The sequence below is a fragment of the Robbsia sp. KACC 23696 genome, assembly GCF_039852015.1.
GTDB lineage: Bacteria > Pseudomonadota > Gammaproteobacteria > Burkholderiales > Burkholderiaceae > Robbsia.
Map to the genome: position 1 here is coordinate 2,954,045 of NZ_CP156626.1, position 18,298 is coordinate 2,972,342.

15 protein-coding genes are annotated in these 18,298 nt (G+C 61.5%); 8 read left to right on the forward strand and 7 right to left on the reverse strand.

Annotation, left to right across the window (positions count from 1 at the left end; translation table 11 throughout):
• Positions 1-1,268: 1,268 nt before the first annotated feature.
• Both ispH and ABEG21_RS12375 read right to left on the reverse strand, forming a co-directional pair.
• Complete coding sequence (ispH, locus tag ABEG21_RS12370; RefSeq protein ID WP_347554880.1) at positions 1,269-2,246, reverse strand: 4-hydroxy-3-methylbut-2-enyl diphosphate reductase; 978 nt, start codon at positions 2,244-2,246, stop codon at positions 1,269-1,271.
• Between the two features lie 39 nt (positions 2,247-2,285).
• Positions 2,286-2,741, reverse strand: coding sequence for a peptidylprolyl isomerase (locus ABEG21_RS12375; RefSeq protein WP_347554881.1), 456 nt, complete (start codon positions 2,739-2,741; stop codon positions 2,286-2,288).
• 182 nt (positions 2,742-2,923) lie between these two features.
• On the opposite strand from ABEG21_RS12375, the gene radC reads away from it, so the two are divergent.
• The 3 genes from radC to rpmG all read left to right on the forward strand — a co-directional run bounded on the left by radC (position 2,924) and on the right by rpmG (position 4,477).
• A complete protein-coding gene (radC, locus tag ABEG21_RS12380) occupies positions 2,924-3,772 on the forward strand; it encodes a DNA repair protein RadC (RefSeq protein ID WP_347554882.1) in 849 nt (282 codons plus the stop codon).
• Between the two features lie 292 nt (positions 3,773-4,064).
• Positions 4,065-4,298, forward strand: a complete 234-nt coding sequence (gene rpmB / locus ABEG21_RS12385; RefSeq protein ID WP_347554883.1) for a 50S ribosomal protein L28 — start codon at positions 4,065-4,067, stop codon at positions 4,296-4,298.
• Positions 4,299-4,309: 11 nt separating this feature from the next.
• The gene (gene rpmG, locus ABEG21_RS12390; RefSeq protein ID WP_024901710.1) at positions 4,310-4,477 is read left to right on the forward strand and encodes a 50S ribosomal protein L33; all 168 of its coding nucleotides are present in this window, start codon (positions 4,310-4,312) and stop codon (positions 4,475-4,477) included.
• Positions 4,478-4,793: 316 nt separating this feature from the next.
• Here the strand turns inward: rpmG and ABEG21_RS12395 are convergent, their stop codons facing one another.
• From ABEG21_RS12395 to purN, 3 genes are all read right to left on the reverse strand, one after another.
• Positions 4,794-5,990, reverse strand: a complete 1,197-nt coding sequence (locus ABEG21_RS12395) for a fatty acid desaturase (protein ID WP_347554884.1) — start codon at positions 5,988-5,990, stop codon at positions 4,794-4,796.
• Between the two features lie 405 nt (positions 5,991-6,395).
• Positions 6,396-7,703 carry an RsmB/NOP family class I SAM-dependent RNA methyltransferase gene (locus tag ABEG21_RS12400; RefSeq protein WP_347554885.1) on the reverse strand — a complete coding sequence of 436 codons (1,308 nt, stop codon included), beginning with the start codon at positions 7,701-7,703 and terminating at the stop codon, positions 6,396-6,398.
• Positions 7,700-8,347: a phosphoribosylglycinamide formyltransferase gene (gene purN, locus ABEG21_RS12405; protein WP_347554886.1), complete on the reverse strand. Its 648-nt coding sequence runs from the start codon at positions 8,345-8,347 to the stop codon at positions 7,700-7,702. Before purN ends, ABEG21_RS12400 begins: the two co-directional genes overlap by 4 nt.
• Before the next feature lie 157 nt (positions 8,348-8,504).
• On the opposite strand from purN, the gene ABEG21_RS12410 reads away from it, so the two are divergent.
• The 5 genes from ABEG21_RS12410 (at position 8,505) to dut (ending at position 15,144) form a co-directional block, all read left to right on the forward strand.
• Complete coding sequence (locus ABEG21_RS12410; protein WP_347554887.1) at positions 8,505-9,491, forward strand: bifunctional riboflavin kinase/FAD synthetase; 987 nt, start codon at positions 8,505-8,507, stop codon at positions 9,489-9,491.
• Between the two features lie 467 nt (positions 9,492-9,958).
• Complete coding sequence (gene ileS / locus ABEG21_RS12415; protein WP_347556764.1) at positions 9,959-12,790, forward strand: isoleucine--tRNA ligase; 2,832 nt, start codon at positions 9,959-9,961, stop codon at positions 12,788-12,790.
• A gap of 109 nt (positions 12,791-12,899) precedes the next feature.
• Positions 12,900-13,418: a signal peptidase II gene (lspA, locus tag ABEG21_RS12420; RefSeq protein ID WP_347554888.1), complete on the forward strand. Its 519-nt coding sequence runs from the start codon at positions 12,900-12,902 to the stop codon at positions 13,416-13,418.
• Positions 13,418-14,695, forward strand: a complete 1,278-nt coding sequence (gene coaBC, locus ABEG21_RS12425; protein WP_347554889.1) for a bifunctional phosphopantothenoylcysteine decarboxylase/phosphopantothenate--cysteine ligase CoaBC — start codon at positions 13,418-13,420, stop codon at positions 14,693-14,695. Before lspA ends, coaBC begins: the two co-directional genes overlap by 1 nt.
• 2 nt (positions 14,696-14,697) lie before the next feature.
• The gene (gene dut, locus ABEG21_RS12430; RefSeq protein WP_347554890.1) at positions 14,698-15,144 is read left to right on the forward strand and encodes a dUTP diphosphatase; all 447 of its coding nucleotides are present in this window, start codon (positions 14,698-14,700) and stop codon (positions 15,142-15,144) included.
• A 157-nt stretch (positions 15,145-15,301) separates the two neighbouring features.
• On the opposite strand, the gene clpA is transcribed toward dut, so the two are convergent.
• Both clpA and clpS read right to left on the reverse strand, forming a co-directional pair.
• A complete protein-coding gene (clpA, locus tag ABEG21_RS12435) occupies positions 15,302-17,599 on the reverse strand; it encodes an ATP-dependent Clp protease ATP-binding subunit ClpA (protein WP_347554891.1) in 2,298 nt (765 codons plus the stop codon).
• On the reverse strand, positions 17,596-17,910 hold the full coding sequence (gene clpS, locus ABEG21_RS12440; RefSeq protein ID WP_347554892.1) for an ATP-dependent Clp protease adapter ClpS: 315 nt from the start codon (positions 17,908-17,910) through the stop codon (positions 17,596-17,598). Before clpS ends, clpA begins: the two co-directional genes overlap by 4 nt.
• Positions 17,911-18,298 lie beyond the last annotated feature (388 nt).

An 18,298-nucleotide genomic window follows, 5' to 3' on the forward strand; every position in this document is an offset into this window, starting at 1 on the left:
GGTTGCGCATCGCATGGTCCAAACATCACCGACGGTGCGTTTGGCCTTGTCCCTCGTTACGCCCGACACGCGCGTCGAGAACTTCCCGACATGCGAATTGGGCTTGCGTCTGAAACGGTTTGAAGCAATGGGGGGTGCGGCCTGTCCGTATGCCGCTTCATGCGGTCCCTACGCGGCACGAATCTGGACGAGATACGCAGCTCGTCGCCTATAGGGACCTCGGAGGCCGGTCCGGGAGGGGCATGTCACGCTGCTGTCGGGACGGCCCCGACAGCTGCCCATAGGACAGGGAGCGCGTTCGCTGATTCGCGAACCGCGCGAACGTCACCATGACATCAACACGCGATGTGGTCTTGCCCAACAACGTCATCGACATACTCCAAATCCCCGCCATGGCAGCTGTCCATAACAGTCCAGCTGCAAAGTCGGGCGAATTGTACCGTTATTTATTCGATGCGCAATATTGGTTGCAACCCCGAATGACTAGGGTTGCAACAACATTTTTCCCCAGTTGCACCACTTTTCGCCAAGGCGGTGCATCCGCTTTTTTTGCCAACGCACAATCATGGTGCGGACAAATACTTTCAGCAAGTGTTCAAACCGTCGAGCCGTTCCGGTTTTAGGATGCCGTTCTAGGGAAAACCTGTAAGCCGCAAGGCCGCCGCACGGCCTTGGGGGCTTGCGGCGCCCCGTCGCGGTGCATCGTTTAATAAAAAAATGTGGCAAGACTTGTGTGTCTTAATCGGTTTATTTAGAGGGAAGTGTCTAACCAAACCCGGTGCCGTGAAACGGGAATGTCCTGAGATATTAGGAAGGCTCCGGATTCGGCGTGCGCATTCACCCTACTCAGCCTAGTCATCTAGTCAAATTTCTATGACACCTTTAATCAAAATGACCGAAAAATAAGACGAACGATGAGGCGTTATGGTTCGACCGATCGATAGACGACTGCACCGACGTCGAATAGACGAGGCGATGTCACGGCGTACGAAAGCGAGGATTCAATGGATTTCGGGCGAATGCGACCGATACAAAGTACGGGGCAGCGCTGGCGGCGCGATCTTTAGGACGGCCGGTAGTGAAAAGCGGAGGCACGATAACGACTGACGGCACGATGCCGTCGCTTCGCACAAAGGCGCCGATGGACCGAGAAGCGCGGGATGGGAGGAGATTACATCCGGGCGCCGCAGCCAGACAGATGCCGGACCGCGGCAGCAGGCGACAACATCAGCAGGGGAAGCCCCCCGCATCGTCGCCCGCGCGTGACATCAGGTCAAGCCGCGCGGCAGCGGGAAGGAGATATTTTCCTCGATGCCTTCGAGCGGACGCACGTCGCGCTTGCCGAATTCGTGGATACGCGCGATGACGGACTGCGCCAGCACCTCGGGCGCCGACGCGCCGGCGGTCACGCCGACGCGCTTCTTGCCGATGAACCAGGCTTCCTGCAACTGGTCCGGCGAATCCACCATATAAGACGGGACACCGAGCTTTTCAGCCAATTCGCGCAGGCGATTCGAATTCGAGCTGTTCGGGCTTCCGACGACGATCACGAGATCGCAACGCGGCGCCATGAACTTGACGGCATCCTGGCGGTTTTGCGTCGCATAGCAGATGTCCTGCTTCTTCGGCTCACGGATATTGGGGAAACGCCCCTTCAATGCCGTGATGATCTCGGCCGCGTCGTCGATCGACAGCGTGGTCTGCGTCACCAGCGCCAGACGCTCCGGGTCACGCACTTCCAACGTCGCGACGTCGGCCGTGCTTTCGATCAGATACATGCCCTTCGGCGACTGGCCCATCGTCCCTTCGACTTCCGGGTGCCCCTTATGGCCGATCATAACGATCTCGTATTCCTCGGCGCGCATCTTGGCCACTTCGACGTGGACCTTGGTCACCAGCGGGCAAGTCGCATCATAGATACGCAAGCCACGCGATTCCGCTTCGGCCCGAACCGCCTTCGACACGCCGTGGGCACTGAAGACCAGAGTGCTGCCGGTGGGGACGTCATCGAGCGATTCGATGAAGATTGCCCCTTTCTGGCGGAGATCCTGAACCACATACGCGTTGTGGACAATCTCGTGACGCACATAGATGGGTGCGCCGAACAAGGCGATCGCGCGTTCGACGATGTCGATGGCCCGATCGACGCCCGCGCAGAATCCGCGCGGTTGCGCCAGCAGAATTTCCCCATCGATAATGGGCGCCACCGGTGCCGTTGCTTCCAATACGTTCGTGTCCGCGTTCATCTTGTAGGTACTCCCCATATCTAACAGATGGGTATGAAATCAAAGGATGCCGATAACCTGCACTTCGAAGTTAACGGCCTGGCCTGCGAGCGGATGGTTGAAATCGAACAGCGCCGATGTCTCGCCAATCTGCTTCAGGACGCCCGCATACCGGCCACCGCCGGGCGCGTTGAATTCGATCAGATCACCCGGCGAAAAATCCTCGCCGACCATGCTGTTGGCGCGCAACGTGGCCATCGACACCCACTGCAACAGTTCCGGGTTCCGCGGTCCAAACGCCTCGTCCGCTTTTAGCTGAAAGGTCGAGTGGGCACCCGTCTTCATCCCCAGCAAAATAGCTTCAAGCGGCGGTGCCAACTGGCCCGCCCCCAACAGCAAGGTGGCCGGCTTGTCCGCGAACGTGTTGACGATATCCGTCCCGTCGGCGAGCGACAGACGATAGTGCAACGTGACATGGGAACCCGCTTCGATGCGGGCAAGGTCGATCAACGTCATGAGAATGTCCGAATCAGTCCAACCGCAGTCTATCCGCTGGCCGGTCGGGCGGCCGAGAGGTCCGCGCCGAGTGACAGACCGCCATTGTAAGCCACTGCGGCGAGCTGGTCGCGCGAACGCACACGCCGCGCCACTGTATTACGACACCCACGCCATGCCGCATCCCCTTTTGGAGCCGCACCATGCCCCACCCGCCGCTCGCCACGCTTCGTGCGCCCGCTATCCCGCTTCCGACGGCCCGATACGCCACGGGCAGTCGCGCGGCCGCTGCGGGCCTCGCGGAAAGCCACACGGAGCGGGTCAAAAGACCACTCCCTGCGTTGACCGTCGTAAGCACGCCACAAGACACGATCCCGATCCTGCGCTGGCCGGCGCATGAACGCCCTCGCGAACGACTCAGCCGCCTGGGAGCGACCGTGCTGAGCGATATCGAGCTTCTGGCGCTGTTCATCCGTACGGGGCTGCGAGGCCACAATGCTGTCGATATTGCCCGGACGCTGTTGTTACGCTGCGGCTCCCTGACGGGGGTGTTGCGAGCAGACGACAAGACATTGGAAGCGATACCGGGCATTGGTCCGGCAAAACGGGCGCAGCTGCGCGCGATAAAAGAGACTGTGCGCCGCGCGCTGGGCGAGAGCCTCAGCGAACACGGCGTGGCATTGGACAATGCCCGGGTCGTTGCCGATTATCTGCGTCTGATGATCGGCAACAGTCCACGCGAAGTGTTCGTCGCCTTATTTCTGGATTGCGGCTGCCGCCTGCTGCGCGCAGAGGAAATGGCCCATGGCACCGTCGACCGCAGCGCCGTCTATCCACGCGAAATCGCAAAACGGGCGTTGAGCCTGAACGCCAGTTCCTTGATCGTGGCGCACAATCACCCCTCCGGCGCCTTGATACCGAGCGCGGAAGACAAATCATTGACGGATCAGTTGCAAGCCGGCTTGTCGCTGCTCGGTATTGGGTTGCTGGACCATCTGATCGTGAGTACGCGCGGTTATTTTTCCTTCGCAGACAGCGGGATGCTAGGCTAAACGGTAAATGTATTTGATTCCGTTGCCGAAAGCCTGCTAAAATCTCCGTCTTTGTGTTCCGGCCTAGCCCGGATACCCGAGTTCACGGCCGGTTTTTCGGTTGCTCGGCGGCGGGGTCACCACCTCGACCGTTGGTTGGATTCGGTCGGCGAAGGTAGGGCGGCGGCTTGATGGGGCGGTGTGCGACGGCGGTAAATCGCACAGTCTCCGAGCCCCAGTTCCCGCCCCGCAGACAGGTTCCGGTAGCGATCGACCGGCTATTCAAGCAAAGTTAGCGTACTAGGAGTGCTTCATGGCACGCAAATGCATCGTGACGGGGAAAGGGCCGCAGGTCGGCAACAACGTTTCCCACGCAAACAACAAGACCAAGCGTCGTTTCCTGCCGAATCTGCAGAGCCGCCGCATTTGGGTCGAAAGCGAGAACCGCTTTGTGCGCCTGCGCATTTCGACCGCGGCACTGCGCCTGATCGACAAGAACGGCATTGACTCCGTGCTCGCAGACCTGCGCGCACGTAGCGCAGCTTAAGGAGATTTCTCATGGCCAAGGGCGCACGCGACAAGATCAAGCTGGAATCGACCGCAGGTACGGGTCACTTCTACACGACGACCAAGAACAAGCGGACGATGCCGGAAAAGATGGCAATCTCCAAGTTCGACCCGGTTGCTCGTAAGCACGTCGAATACAAGGAAACGAAGATCAAGTAAGGTGAGGCTGGTCTCTGACCAGCACTACCAACCTTGCTCTACTGTCGTCGCGTTTATCGCGCGATATTCAAAGGCCCGGCTCTTCGCCGGGCCTTTTGCATTGGCGCGCAGAAATAAGCCGATGCGGCTTCCTGCGCCCCCTGCCTCCCGCCCCCTTGCCTTACCACCTTCCTCCCTGCCAGCCCCCGCACCACCCTCGTACGGTCGTCCATCACCGCTTCACACATCGGCTCTTTTGCCCCAAGCACCCGAGCATAAAAAAAGGGCGCCGCTTTTGCCAAGCCGGCGCCCTTCTTCCACGCATCAAGCCGTCACATCACGCGTAACGACGCAGACGGGTCGCAAATTCGTGCAGCGACTGAATACCGCTCTGCTCTGCCCGATGACACCATTCCTGCAACTGCGCCAGCAACTGCTCGCGGGACACGTTCGAACGCTCCCAGATCTTCGTCAGTTCACCGCGCAGTTCGTAGTAAGTACGCAGCGCGTTGCTGTTTTCGATGATCTGCGGCACTTGCTGCTTCTGGTGCTCGCCCAGCACAGCCTCGTCCTTGTGGAACCACTTACGACCGCTCTTGAAGATCTGGTACTTGTCGCTGGAACCCAGCGACTTGATATGAACCAACTCCTGACGATACGCACGGCGCAACGTCATGGCGTAGCGCTCCATCACTTCATACCGGTTCGACAGCACGGCCTGCAGCGTTTCGAAGTCGATCGTCGTCTTGCCGCGTTGCAGCTTCGGCGTCGGCGCGACCTTCTTCACCTTGGCCAGCTTGAACGTCGAGAGGATGCAGATCCACATCCAGCCGATATCGAACTCGTACCACTTGTTCGAAAAACGCGCCGATGTCGCGAACGTATGGTGGTTATTGTGCAGTTCCTCGCCACCGATCAAGAGACCGATCGGCAGCAGATTCGTGCTCGCATCTTCGCAGTTGAAATTGCGATAGCCAAAATAGTGACCCACGCCATTGACCACGCCGGCGGCCCAGAACGGAATCCACACCATCTGGATCGCCCAGACGGACAGACCGACGAGCCCGAACATCGCGACATCCAGGACCATGCACAGTGCAACGCCCATGATCGAGTAGCGCGAGTACACATTGCGCTCGAGCCAGTCGTCCGGCGTACCATGGCCGAACTTCTTCAGCGTTTCTTCATTCCGCGATTCTTCGCGATACAACTCCGCGCCTTCCCAGAGCACCTTCTTCAGACCACGGGTCTGTGGGCTGTGCGGATCTTCCTCCGTTTCGCACTTGGCATGGTGCTTACGGTGAATAGCCGCCCACTCCTTCGTGACCATGCCCGTGGTGAGCCAGAGCCATGCACGGAAAAAGTGACTGGCAGCGGGATGCAAATCCAGCGCGCGGTGCGCCTGGCAACGATGCAGATAAATCGTCGTGGCCAGGATCGTCACGTGTGTGGCGCCTAGCGTGAACAGCGCAATCTGCCACCAGTGCCAACCCAGCAAGCCGTGCGCGAGGAATTGAAGCAGAGAATCGACCAAGGTATGTATCTCGAAGACGAAGATAGGACAACAACACCAACTCGCATTGCAGCGCGTCCCTCAGGGCCCGCCACGCGCATGCCGCAGCAACAAATTTGCTTGACAGCAAATACGCATTGGTGAGAGCCGATTCTAACCCATCGGTTCCCGCCAATTTGAGAGGAAATTGTAACGTCAGGCCACGGCAGGACCTTGCGCGGCGTCAAAATCCTCGTCGGCGAGCGTCCCGCGTCGATAAAACAGCGTTCGTGACAAGGCCCGAAAGCCCAAGGGGAGTGGCGTTGCGCAGTCGCAGGCGGTATGGATTTTCCCTGCTCCACCACGGCGTCGAACAGGGACACCCGCTACACGGGCATCCCCTCGCTGGGACAAGCGTTTGCCTTACTTAAAGCAGGGTTTTCCGGATCACTCGGCGGCGACGTCATCCTCGGCTGCCGGCACCGGTGCAACCGGCGTCTTCACACGCGTCAACACGGCTGCAAAAAAGCCGTCCGTAGCGTGGCGATGCGGCAACAATGATAGGTATGACCCTGTGTCCAACGGTACTTTTTGCTCGGCAAGGACCGTGTTAGCCGGCACCAGCACAAATTCCGGGTGCGCTTCCAGGAAACGCTCGACGATCGTCTCGTTTTCCTCGCGCATCAGACTGCAGGTCGCATACACGAGACGGCCGCCCGGCTTCACCAGACGCGATGCCGCCTTCAAGATCGACAACTGCTTCGGCTGAAGCTCGGCGATCGTCGCCGGCGACTGACGCCACTTCAGATCCGGATTCCGGCGCAGCGTTCCCAGACCGCTACACGGTGCATCCACCAACACGCGATCGATTTTCCCCGCCAGACGTCGGATCTTGACGTCGTTCTCGCTGTCGATGACGATCGGATGCACGTTGGACAGGCCGCTGCGCGCCATACGCGGCTTCAGCTTCGCCAATCGCCGCTCGGAAATATCGAAGGCATACAGACGCCCCGACGAGCGCATCATCGCGCCCAGCGCCAGCGTCTTGCCGCCCGCGCCGGCACAAAAGTCGACGACCATCTCGCCGCGCTTCGGCGCAACCAGTTGGCACAGCAACTGACTCCCTTCGTCCTGCACCTCGACCCAGCCGTCCTGGAACGGCTGCATCTTCGTCAGTGCCGGCTTCGCCTCCAACCGCAGGCCCAACGGCGAATACGGCGTCTGCTCGAGCTCCTGGCCCAGTTCGACCATCGTCTCGCCCGCCTTGTCGCGGTTGACCTTGAGCGTATTCACGCGGAGATCCAGCGGTGCCGGGTAGTTCAAGGCGGCCGCCAGCGCCGCCAGCTCCTCGCCTTCGAAGCGCGCTGCCAGCGAATGGTAGAGCCAGTCCGGCAAATTCGTGCGCACGCGCAGCGGCAGGCTCGCCGGATCGATCGTCGCGATATGTTCGAGCCAATCGCGCTCTTGCGGCGATACGACATGCTTCAACGCCGCCCGGCCGACCGTTTGCATCAGGCCAAGCAAGGTCAGGCGTCGCGTGGGAGAGCCACTACCGCCTTCGGCCAGATGCGAGAACTCCATCTTGCGGCGCAGAACAGCATAGATGGCTTCGGCGATCACGCCGCGCTCGGCATGGCCCAATTTGGAATGGACACGAAAAAAACGGCTGACAGCCGCGTCGGCGGGCCCGCTGAACTGCAGCACTTCAGCCAGCAATGTCTCGGTCTGGCCGATCAGGAAACCATGCAATTTCATGCGAACTCCGTGGCGAACAGCCACTGTGTATCAGGGTAATCAAGCCGCGCACGCACCCGGGCGCCGTCGACCGTCAATCGGTCTTCGACGAACCAGCGTACTGCGTTCGGATAAATGAGGTGCTCGGCACGCAGCACGCGCGCAGCCAGCGACTCGGCATCGTCGTCGGCGCGTACCGGCACGACCGCCTGTGCAATCACCGGCCCCGCATCCAATTCCGCCGTGACGAAATGCACGGTCGCGCCATGCACCGGCAAACCCGCATCCAGCACCCGCTGGTGCGTATGCAGACCGGCAAAACTGGGCAATAAGGACGGATGCACATTCAGCAGCCGCCCGGCGTAATGCCCGGTGAACGCGGCACTCAGGACGCGCATGAACCCGGCCAACACCAGCACGTCCGGGGCATACGCGTCGATTTGCCGCTGCAACGCGGCGTCGTAATCGTCACGGGACGCAAAACCCGCCGCCGTTTGCACGATGGTGGGAATTCCCCGCGCTCGGGCGAATTCAAGGGCGGGCGCATCGGCGCGGTTCGAGACCACCGCAGCGATCCGCGCCGGCCAACGTTGCGCCTCGCATGCCTTGAGAATCGCACGCATATTGCTGCCGCGACCCGACAGCAGGATGACAATATTTTTCATCCGGCGAATTCTAACATTCCGCCTCGTCCGCGGGCCGCCGAACACCACGTCAATCGCATCCAAGTGCCCGGATCGTCCGATAAGTGGCGGGCGTCGCCGAAAGCGTCCATTTTCGTCTATAATCAAACGCTTTTCTGGAAATCGACCGACGGCTATCGTGAGAGTTTTCAGGGGTCTCCCCAACGCCGAAAGCAAGGCGCCCTGCGCCTTGACGATCGGCAATTTCGACGGCGTCCATCGCGGCCATCAGGCGCTGCTGGCGCGAGCACGTGCTGCGGCCGATGCCCGTGGCTTGCCGCTGTGCGTCATGACGTTCGAGCCACACCCCCGGGAATTCTTCAATCCGGCCGGTGCGCCGCCCCGTATCGCCTTGCTGCGCGACAAGCTGGAAGCGTTGCGCGCGGCGGGCGTTGATCGCGTCGTCGTCGAACATTTCAATCAGCGATTCGCCTCCCAGTCCGCGGACGCGTTCGTGCACGACACGCTGGTGAACGGCCTGCATGCCCGCTGGATCCTTGTCGGCGACGATTTCCGCTACGGCGCGAAGCGCGCCGGCGACTTCACGGCACTGCAATCGGCTGGCAAGGAATACGGCTTCGAAGTCGAACAGATGGCGACGCTCGCCGATCCGGAAGGTGCGCGGGTATCGAGCTCCGCCGTCCGCGCCGCGCTGATGGCCGGCGAGATCGACGACGCGACGCGACTGCTCGGCCGTCCCTATATGATCTCCGGTCACGTCATCCACGGGCAAAAGCTCGGGCGCGATCTCGGTTTCCCGACACTGAATATCCGTATCACCCACAAGCGGCTTGCGCTCGCGGGCATTCTCGTCGTGCGTGTGCATGGCCTCGCGCCGGAGCCGCTGATGGGCGTGGCCAGCCTCGGATTGCGACCGACGGTCGACGATTCGGGCCGTATCCTGCTTGAAGTTTTTATCTTCGATTGGCACGGCGACGCCTACGGCAAGATCGTCCGCGTCGAATTCATGAAGAAATTGCGTAGCGAAGCGCGCTACGTCGATCTGGACGCGTTGAAGGCCGCCATCGGTCGCGATGTCGCCCAGGCACGCGCGTATTTCAGCCTCCCCCCGGCCATACAGCCCTCACGGGGCGCCGCGACCGGCGTCACTGACCGAATTAGCTGATCGGCGCTTTCCCGAACCACGGGCCCGCCGAAAGACGCTAATGACGCCCGGCATACGCCGCCGGTGCGACGCCGACAGCGGCGGCGGTTTCCCGCCCCGTGTCGCGATCGGACCCGGCCTCGCTGAAGCGATACCGCGATCGCACCGCCGAACAGCGTGCGACCGCCCCTCGAACATACCGCTTTTTTGAGTCCGCTTTTGTCGAGCAATGGCCCGATAGACCAGCGACAATGCAGTCGCCGGCCGCCAGGACACCGACACCAAGCCTGCCGAGCGCCGGGAACCGGGCGCATAGAAAAGTACAAAGTCAGAGTACAAGGATTGCAATGAGCGACAACACTTCACCCGAGCAGACGCCCCAGGCCAACGCGAACCCGACCGCCGGCAACAAGAAAGCGGCCAAGCAAGGCGGCAAGGACAGCGCGCCGTCGCGTTACCCGGTCAATTTGCTCGATACGCCCTTCCCGATGCGGGGCGATTTGCCGAAGCGCGAGCCGCTGTGGGTGCAGGAATGGGAAGACCGCGGTGTCTACCAGAAGATCCGGGACGCCAGCGCCGGCCGGCCGAAGTTCACGTTGCATGACGGCCCCCCCTATGCGAACGGCGACATCCACCTGGGTCACGCGGTCAACAAGATCCTGAAGGACATGATCGTCAAGGCCCGTACGTTGGCGGGCTTCGACGCCGCCTACGTGCCGGGTTGGGACTGTCACGGCATGCCGATCGAAATCCAGATCGAGAAGCAGTTCGGCAAAAACCTGCCGACCGCCGAAGTGCAGCGCCGCGCGCGCATCTACGCCAGCGAACAGATCACGCGTCAGATGGCCGATTTCAAGCGACTCGGCGTGCTGGGCGACTGGGACGATCCGTATAAGACGATGAATTTCCAGAACGAAGCCGGCGAGCTGCGCGCGCTGGCCAAGATCCTGGACAGCGGCTATATCTATCGCGGCCTGAAACCGGTGAACTGGTGTTTCGACTGTGGCTCGGCATTGGCCGAAGCCGAGGTCGAGTATAAAGACCGCACGGACCCGGCGATCGACGTCGGTTTCCCCTTTGCCGAGCCAGAAAAGCTGGCGGCGGCGTTCGGTCTCGACCAATTGCCGCCCAACACCGGCGGCCGCCCGGATCAGACCGGCCAAATCGTCATCTGGACCACGACGCCGTGGACGATTCCGTCGAACCAAGCACTGAATGTGCACCCAGAGATCGAGTACGCGCTGGTGGCGACGGCCTGGGGCCTGTTGCTGCTGGCGACCGATCGCGTCGCCCCGTCGCTCGCGCAATACGGCCTCGCGCCGCTGGCCGACGGTGACGAAGACGACGGCGATACCGCCAAGCACAGCCGGATCGTCGCGACGACGACCGGCGAAAAGCTGGCAGACATCCGCTTCCATCACCCGCTGGCCGAAGTCCACGCCGGCTTTGCCCGGACGGCGCCGATCTACCTCGGCGACTACGTGACGCTGGACGCCGGCACCGGTGTCGTCCACTCGGCACCGGCCTATGGTATCGAAGACTTCATCTCGTGCAAGGCGCACGGCATGACCGACGACGACTTCATCAATCCGGTGATGGGCGATGGCCGTTACGTGTCGACGCTGCCGCTGTTCGGTGGCCTGAGCATCTGGGAAGCGAATCCGAAGGTCGTCGAGACGCTGCGCGAAGCCGGCACGCTGTGGCACGACGAGATGCACGCACACAGCTATATGCACTGCTGGCGCCACAAGACGCCGATCATCTATCGCGCCACGTCGCAATGGTTTGCCGGCATGGATCTGACGCCAGCCGACGGCGGTGCGACGCTGCGCGAATCGGCGCTGGCCGCCGTCGAACAAACGCAGTTCTTCCCCGCCTGGGGTAAGCAGCGTCTGTTCAATATGATCGCGAATCGCCCGGACTGGACGCTGTCGCGGCAACGCCAATGGGGCGTGCCGATGGCCTTCTTCGTCCATAAGGAAACCGGCGAATTGCATCCGCGCTCGGTCGAATTGCTGGAACAAATCGCGCAACGCGTCGAACAACACGGGATCGAAGCCTGGCAATCGATCGAGCCGGCCGACCTGCTCGGCGACGAGGCGTCGCAATACGAAAAAAACCGCGACACGCTGGATGTCTGGTTCGATTCGGGCACGACGCACTGGCATGTGCTGCGCGGCTCGCACAAGAATGTGTCGTCGTTCCCGGCCGACTTGTATCTGGAAGGCTCGGATCAGCATCGCGGCTGGTTCCACTCGTCGCTACTGAGCGGCGCGATGCTGGATGGCCATGCGCCGTACAAAGCATTGCTGACGCACGGCTTCACCGTCGACGGCGAAGGCCGGAAGATGTCGAAGTCCGTCGGCAACGTCATCGTGCCGCAGCAGGTTTCAAGCAAATTGGGCGCCGAAATCATTCGCCTGTGGGTCGCTTCCACCGACTATTCCGGTGAGCTGTCGATCTCGGACGAAATCCTGAAGCGCGTGGTGGAGGGCTATCGACGGATCCGCAATACCTTGCGCTTCCTGCTGGCAAACCTGTCCGACTTCGATATCGAAAAGGACGCGGTGCCGGTTGCCGATTGGCTTGAAATCGACCGTTACGCGGTGGCGCACACGACCACCTGGCAGAAGCAGTTGCTGGGCCATTACGAACGATACGAGTTCCACCCGGTGGTCGCGGCCATCCAGACGTTCTGCTCCGAAGATCTCGGCGGCTTCTATCTGGATGTGCTGAAGGACCGCCTGTACACGTCGGCACCGGGCTCGTCCGCTCGCCGGGCGGCCCAGACGGCCTTGTGGCATATCGCGAATGGCCTGCTGCACCTGATGGCGCCGTTCGCATCGTTCACGGCCGAGGAAGCCTGGAAGGTGTTGCATCCGGCAAGCGAAACGATCTTCACGGGGCTGTATCATCAGTATCCGGAGGTCGCGGACGCCGCCGCGCTGATCGAGAAATGGGCCTTGCTGCGTACGGTGCGCGGCGAAGTGACGAAGGCGTTGGAAGAAGCCCGTACCGCGGGCCAGATCGGTTCGTCGCTGCAGGCGGAAATCGTCGTGCGTGCGGCCGGTGCCCGTTTCGACGCCCTCACCAGTCTGGGCGACGACCTGAAGTTCGTGATGATCACCTCGCAAGCGGTGGTCGCACGGGTTGAGTCGGAAGGCGAACAATCGGTTGACGTGACGCCGTCGACGGCACAGAAATGCGAACGGTGCTGGCATCATCGCGGCGACGTGGGCATCGACGCGGCCCATCCGACGCTGTGCGGCCGCTGCTTCAGCAATCTGTTCGGCGCCGGCGAAACGCGCCACGCTGCCTGACGCCGGGACATCGGCAGGCCGATGCGCGCAGGCGCGGGCATCGGCAATGCTGCGAAATGATAACGATACGTAACGCGACAATGCGGCAATGGCCGGCAGGAGCAATGTAATGAGCAAATCCGTAGGAAAAACGATGACCGTGGACAGCCGCGCGGGGGGCTCGCTGCTGCCCTGGCTCGGGCTGGCCGTCGTCGTGATCCTGCTCGACCAGTTGTCGAAGGTCGCCATCCTGCAAAACTTCGCCTACGGCGAAGGACGCGCGGTCACCGGTTTCTTCAATCTGGTGCTGGTCTATAACCCGGGCGCCGCATTCAGTTTCCTCGCCGGCGCCGGTGGGTGGCAGCGCTGGGGATTCACCGTGCTTGGCGTGGTCGCCGCACTGGTGATCGGCTATCTGCTCCGCCGCAACAGCGCCCAGCGCCTCTTCTGTACGGCGTTGTCGCTGATCATGGGCGGTGCCTTGGGCAATGTGATCGACCGCCTGATTCATGGCCATGTGATCGACTTCCTGGACGTTCATGTCGATGCACGGCACTGGCCGGCATTCAACATCGCCGACAGTGCCATCTGCATCGGCGCGGCCCTGCTCGTCATCGACGAGCTGCGGCGCGCGCGTCGGAGCCGCTGATGGACGATGCCGCTGACGATCTCGTCCTGCCACACGGTGCCATCGCGCCTGCCGGCGGCGCGCTCGCCGGCAGGCATCTGGTGCTGGGACTGACCGGCGGCATCGCCTGCTACAAAGTCGCAGAGCTGGCACGCCTGCTGATCAAAGCCGGCGCCACCGTCCAGGTCGCGATGACCGACGCCGCCACACGCTTCATCACACCGTTGACGATGCAGGCCCTGACCGGTCGCCCGGTCTTTGTCGACGAATGGACGTCCCAGGGCGGCAACGGCATGGCGCATATCGATCTGTCGCGCCAGGCCGATGGCATCATCGTCGCGCCCGCCTCGGCGGATTTCATGGCGCGTGTCGCGCACGGTATGGCCAATGACCTGCTATCGACGCTCTGTCTGGCGCGCGATTGTCCGTTGGCCATGGTGCCGGCGATGAACCGTCAGATGTGGAGCAATCCGGCGACGCAACGCAATGCCGCGCAACTGCGGGCCGACGACATCGCGATCTGGGGCCCGGACTCCGGCGACCAGGCGTGTGGCGAAGTCGGCGATGGACGCATGCTGGAACCCGAGGCGATTCGCGATGCCGTTATCGCCTGGTTCACGCCAAAAGTCCTGCAGGGCAAACGCGTCGTGATCACCGCCGGGCCGACCTTCGAGCCGATCGATCCCGTCCGCGGCATTACGAACCGGTCGAGCGGCAAGATGGGCTATGCGATCGCCCGGGCCGCCGCCAACGCCGGCGCCGATGTCACGCTGATCAGCGGGCCGACCGCGCTGCCGGCGCCATGGGGCGTGCGTCGCATCGATGTCGAGACGGCGCAGCAGATGCGTGAAGCGGTGCAGGCGGTGCTGCTTACGCCAGACCGTGCCCGGTCCGTTTTTATCGCCGTGGCGGCAGTGGCCGACTGGCGTCCGGCATCGGCGGCAAACGAGAAAATCAAACGCTCCGACGACCCTGCGCCAACGCTGGCCTTCGTCGAAAATCCCGACATCCTGCGCGAAGTGGCGCACGGGCCGAATCCGCCGTATTGCGTCGGCTTTGCCGCGGAAACCAACGACCTCGATACGTACGCCGCCGAGAAGCGCGCGCGCAAGCGCGTGCCTTTGCTGGTCGGCAACCTTGGTCATTTGACGTTCGGCAAGGACGACAACGAAATCGTGCTGTTCGACGATGCCGGCCGTCATCCGCTGCCGCGTGGCGACAAGGCCAGCTTGGCGCGCATCTTGATTGGCGAAATCGCCCATCGCCTGGCGGCATCCGCCTCCCCTTCCTCGCCTTGACTATGAATCTGCAACTGAAAATTGTCGACGCGCGCATGCGCGATCACCTGCCCGCCTACGCGACCACCGGCAGCGCCGGACTCGATCTGCGGGCCTGCCTCGACGCGCCTTTGGTCCTGGAACCAGGACAAACTACGCTAATCCCCACCGGCCTCGCGATTCATCTCGAGAACCCAGGTTTTGCCGCGATGATCCTCCCGCGTTCCGGCTTGGGTCATAAGCACGGCATTGTCTTGGGCAATCTGGTCGGACTGATCGATTCGGATTATCAGGGCCAACTAATGGTATCGACGTGGAACCGCGGTCAGACCGCCTTCACGATCGCGCCATTCGAACGAATCGCGCAAATGGTCATCGTACCGGTGGTGCAAGCGACCTTTGACCTGGTCGAGGAATTCACCGCCAGCGAACGTGGCATCGGTGGCTTTGGCAGCACCGGGAAACACTAAGCTGCCCGCTTTCGGACGTAACGTCAGACGTAAAAAACCCCGCCCGTTGTCACCAACGAGCGGGGTTTTTTCATCGCCCTGCAAAGGCACGCTGCCACCTATGACGACTCGTGCCGCAGCGACGTCGGATGCGACGCCACTGCGAGACACCGCGGCTTTACTCGACTTCGACCGTTTCCGGACTCGGACTACGCGGCGCGCCGCTGTCGTCGAACGTCAACTGCACCTTGCCTTCTTCGTCGACATCGACGGAGACACGGCCACCGGTCGCCAACTTGCCGAACAACAGCTCGTCGGCCAAGGCACGACGGATCGTATCCTGGATCAGGCGCTGCATCGGACGCGCCCCCATCAGCGGATCGAAGCCATGCTTTGCCAGATGCTTGCGCAAAGTATCGCTGAACTGCACGTCCACCTTCTTCTCGTGCAGTTGATCTTCGAGCTGCATCAGGAACTTGTCGACCACCCGCAGGATGATCTCCTCGTCCAGCGCACGGAAGTTGATGATCGCATCCAGGCGGTTCCGGAATTCCGGCGTGAACATCCGCTTGATGTCGGCCATCTCGTCGCCGGTTTCACGCTTCGTCGTGAACCCGATCGTCGACTTCTGCATCGCTTCCGCACCCGCATTCGTCGTCATGATGATGATGACGTTGCGGAAGTCCGATTTCCGACCGTTGTTATCGGTCAGCGTACCGTGATCCATCACCTGCAACAGCACGTTGTAGATGTCCGGATGCGCTTTCTCGATTTCATCGAGCAGCAACACGCAGTGCGGCTTCTTCGATACCGCTTCCGTCAGCAGACCGCCCTGATCGAAGCCGACATATCCTGGCGGCGCGCCGATCAACCGGCTCACCGCGTGACGCTCCATGTACTCGGACATATCGAAACGGATCAGCTCGATGCCCAAGGTGAACGCGAGCTGCTTCGCCACTTCGGTCTTCCCGACGCCGGTCGGCCCCGAGAAGAGGAAGGAGCCGATCGGCTTGTCGGTTTTGCCCAAGCCGGCCCGCGCCATCTTGATAGCGGCCGCCAGCGCGTCGATGGCCGGATCCTGGCCGAAGACGACCGAGCGCAAATCGCGATCGAGCGTCTGCAGCTTGCTGCGATCGTCCTGCGACACACTTTGCGGTGGGACGCGCGCGACCTTCGAGATGATGTCCTCGATTTCCGACTTGCCGATCGTCCGCTTCTGCTTCGACTTCGGCAAAATGCGTTGCGCCGCACCGGCCTCGTCGATGACGTCGATCGCCTTGTCCGGCAGATGGCGATCGGTGATAAAGCGCGCCGACAGCTCCGCCGCCGCCGACAGCGCACCCGACGAATACTTCACGCCGTGGTGCTCTTCAAAGCGCGACTTCAAACCGCGCAGGATCGCGACGGTCTGCTCGACCGTGGGTTCCGGAACATCGATCTTCTGGAAGCGACGCGACAACGCGGCGTCTTTCTCAAAAATCCCCCGGTACTCGGTGAACGTCGTCGCGCCGATGCATTTCAACTGACCCGACGATAACGCCGGCTTCAGCAGATTGGACGCGTCGAGCGTCCCACCCGATGCCGCACCCGCGCCGATCAGCGTATGGATCTCGTCGATGAACAACACCGCGTGCGGACGGTCCTTCAGCTCCTTCAAGACCGTCTTCAGACGCTGCTCGAAGTCGCCGCGATACTTCGTGCCGGCCAGCAAGGCACCCATATCGAGCGAGTAGACGATGGCGTCGGACAAAATATCCGGCACTTCACCCCGCGTGATCCGCCATGCCAGACCTTCGGCGATCGCGGTCTTCCCCACGCCTGCTTCACCCACCAGCAGCGGATTGTTCTTGCGTCGTCGGCACAGGACCTGCACCACGCGCTCCACCTCGGCTTCACGACCGATCAACGGGTCGATACGGCCATCCTTGGCGGATTGATTCAGGTTCTGCGTGAATTGCGCGAGCGGCGTTTCCTTCTGCGCCCCGCCTTCTTCCGCCTCGACACTGGCGTCGGCGGCCTTCGCCGGATCGGCGCCGCCCGTCTTCGCGATGCCGTGCGAAATGAAATTCACGACATCCAGACGCGTCACGCCCTGCTGCTGCAGGTAGTACACGGCATGCGAATCCTTCTCGCCGAAGATGGCCACGAGCACATTGGCACCTGTCACCTCCTTCTTGCCGTTCGACGTCGACTGCACGTGCATGATCGCGCGCTGAATCACACGCTGAAATCCCAACGTCGGCTGCGTATCGACATCGTCGGTCCCAGGTACCGTCGGCGTATTGTCATGAATGAAATTACGCAGATTCTGACGCAGGTCGTCGATGTTCGCCGCGCAGGCGCGCAGCACTTCTGCAGCCGTTGGGTTATCCAACAACGCCAGCAAAAGATGCTCGACAGTAATGAATTCATGGCGCGCTTGACGCGCTTCCATGAACGCCATGTGCAGACTGACTTCCAGTTCCTGGGCAATCATGCTTCCTCCATCACACACTGCAGCGGATGCCCCGCTTGCCGCGCATGGGTAACGACTTGCTCAACTTTGGTCGCCGCGACATCTCGCGAATAGACCCCACAAACTCCCCTGCCCTCGCGGTGAACCTTCAGCATGATCTGTGAAGCCGTCTCACGATCTTTGTTGAAGTATTGCTGAATAACAAAGATCACGAATTCCATCGGCGTGAAATCGTCGTTCAGCAGCACGACCTTGAACATCGACGGCGGCTTTAGCTTCTGCTCCTGCCGCTCTAGAACGGTTCCGTCCTGCTTGTTCGGGATGATCGCCATACGTCCATTCTAAACATCTCGCGCTGCCCTGCAATCCGAACCTGATCGGGAATGCGCCTTTGCGTTAACAGCAACGGTACAACGTTGCTGCCACCCTCGCCACCGGACAAATTGACCGATTCCAGTGTGACGGTACGCGCAAGGCATGCAGAACAGACGCAGTGCACTCACTGTGGGGGAAAGAAACCAAACCGCACGCACTGCATGGCGGCATATCCATCCGGAACATTCGGCCTCAAGGCCGTTCGGACCGCTGCCGACTTGCATTGCGTCTTGACAACTATCTTGGGCGATTATCACCGTTTTCAAGACCAGGCGCTTCGTTATCAGAATACCCCTCGACGAAAGGCGGACAAGCCCTGCCCCTCGGGCATGCGGCAAGAAACGA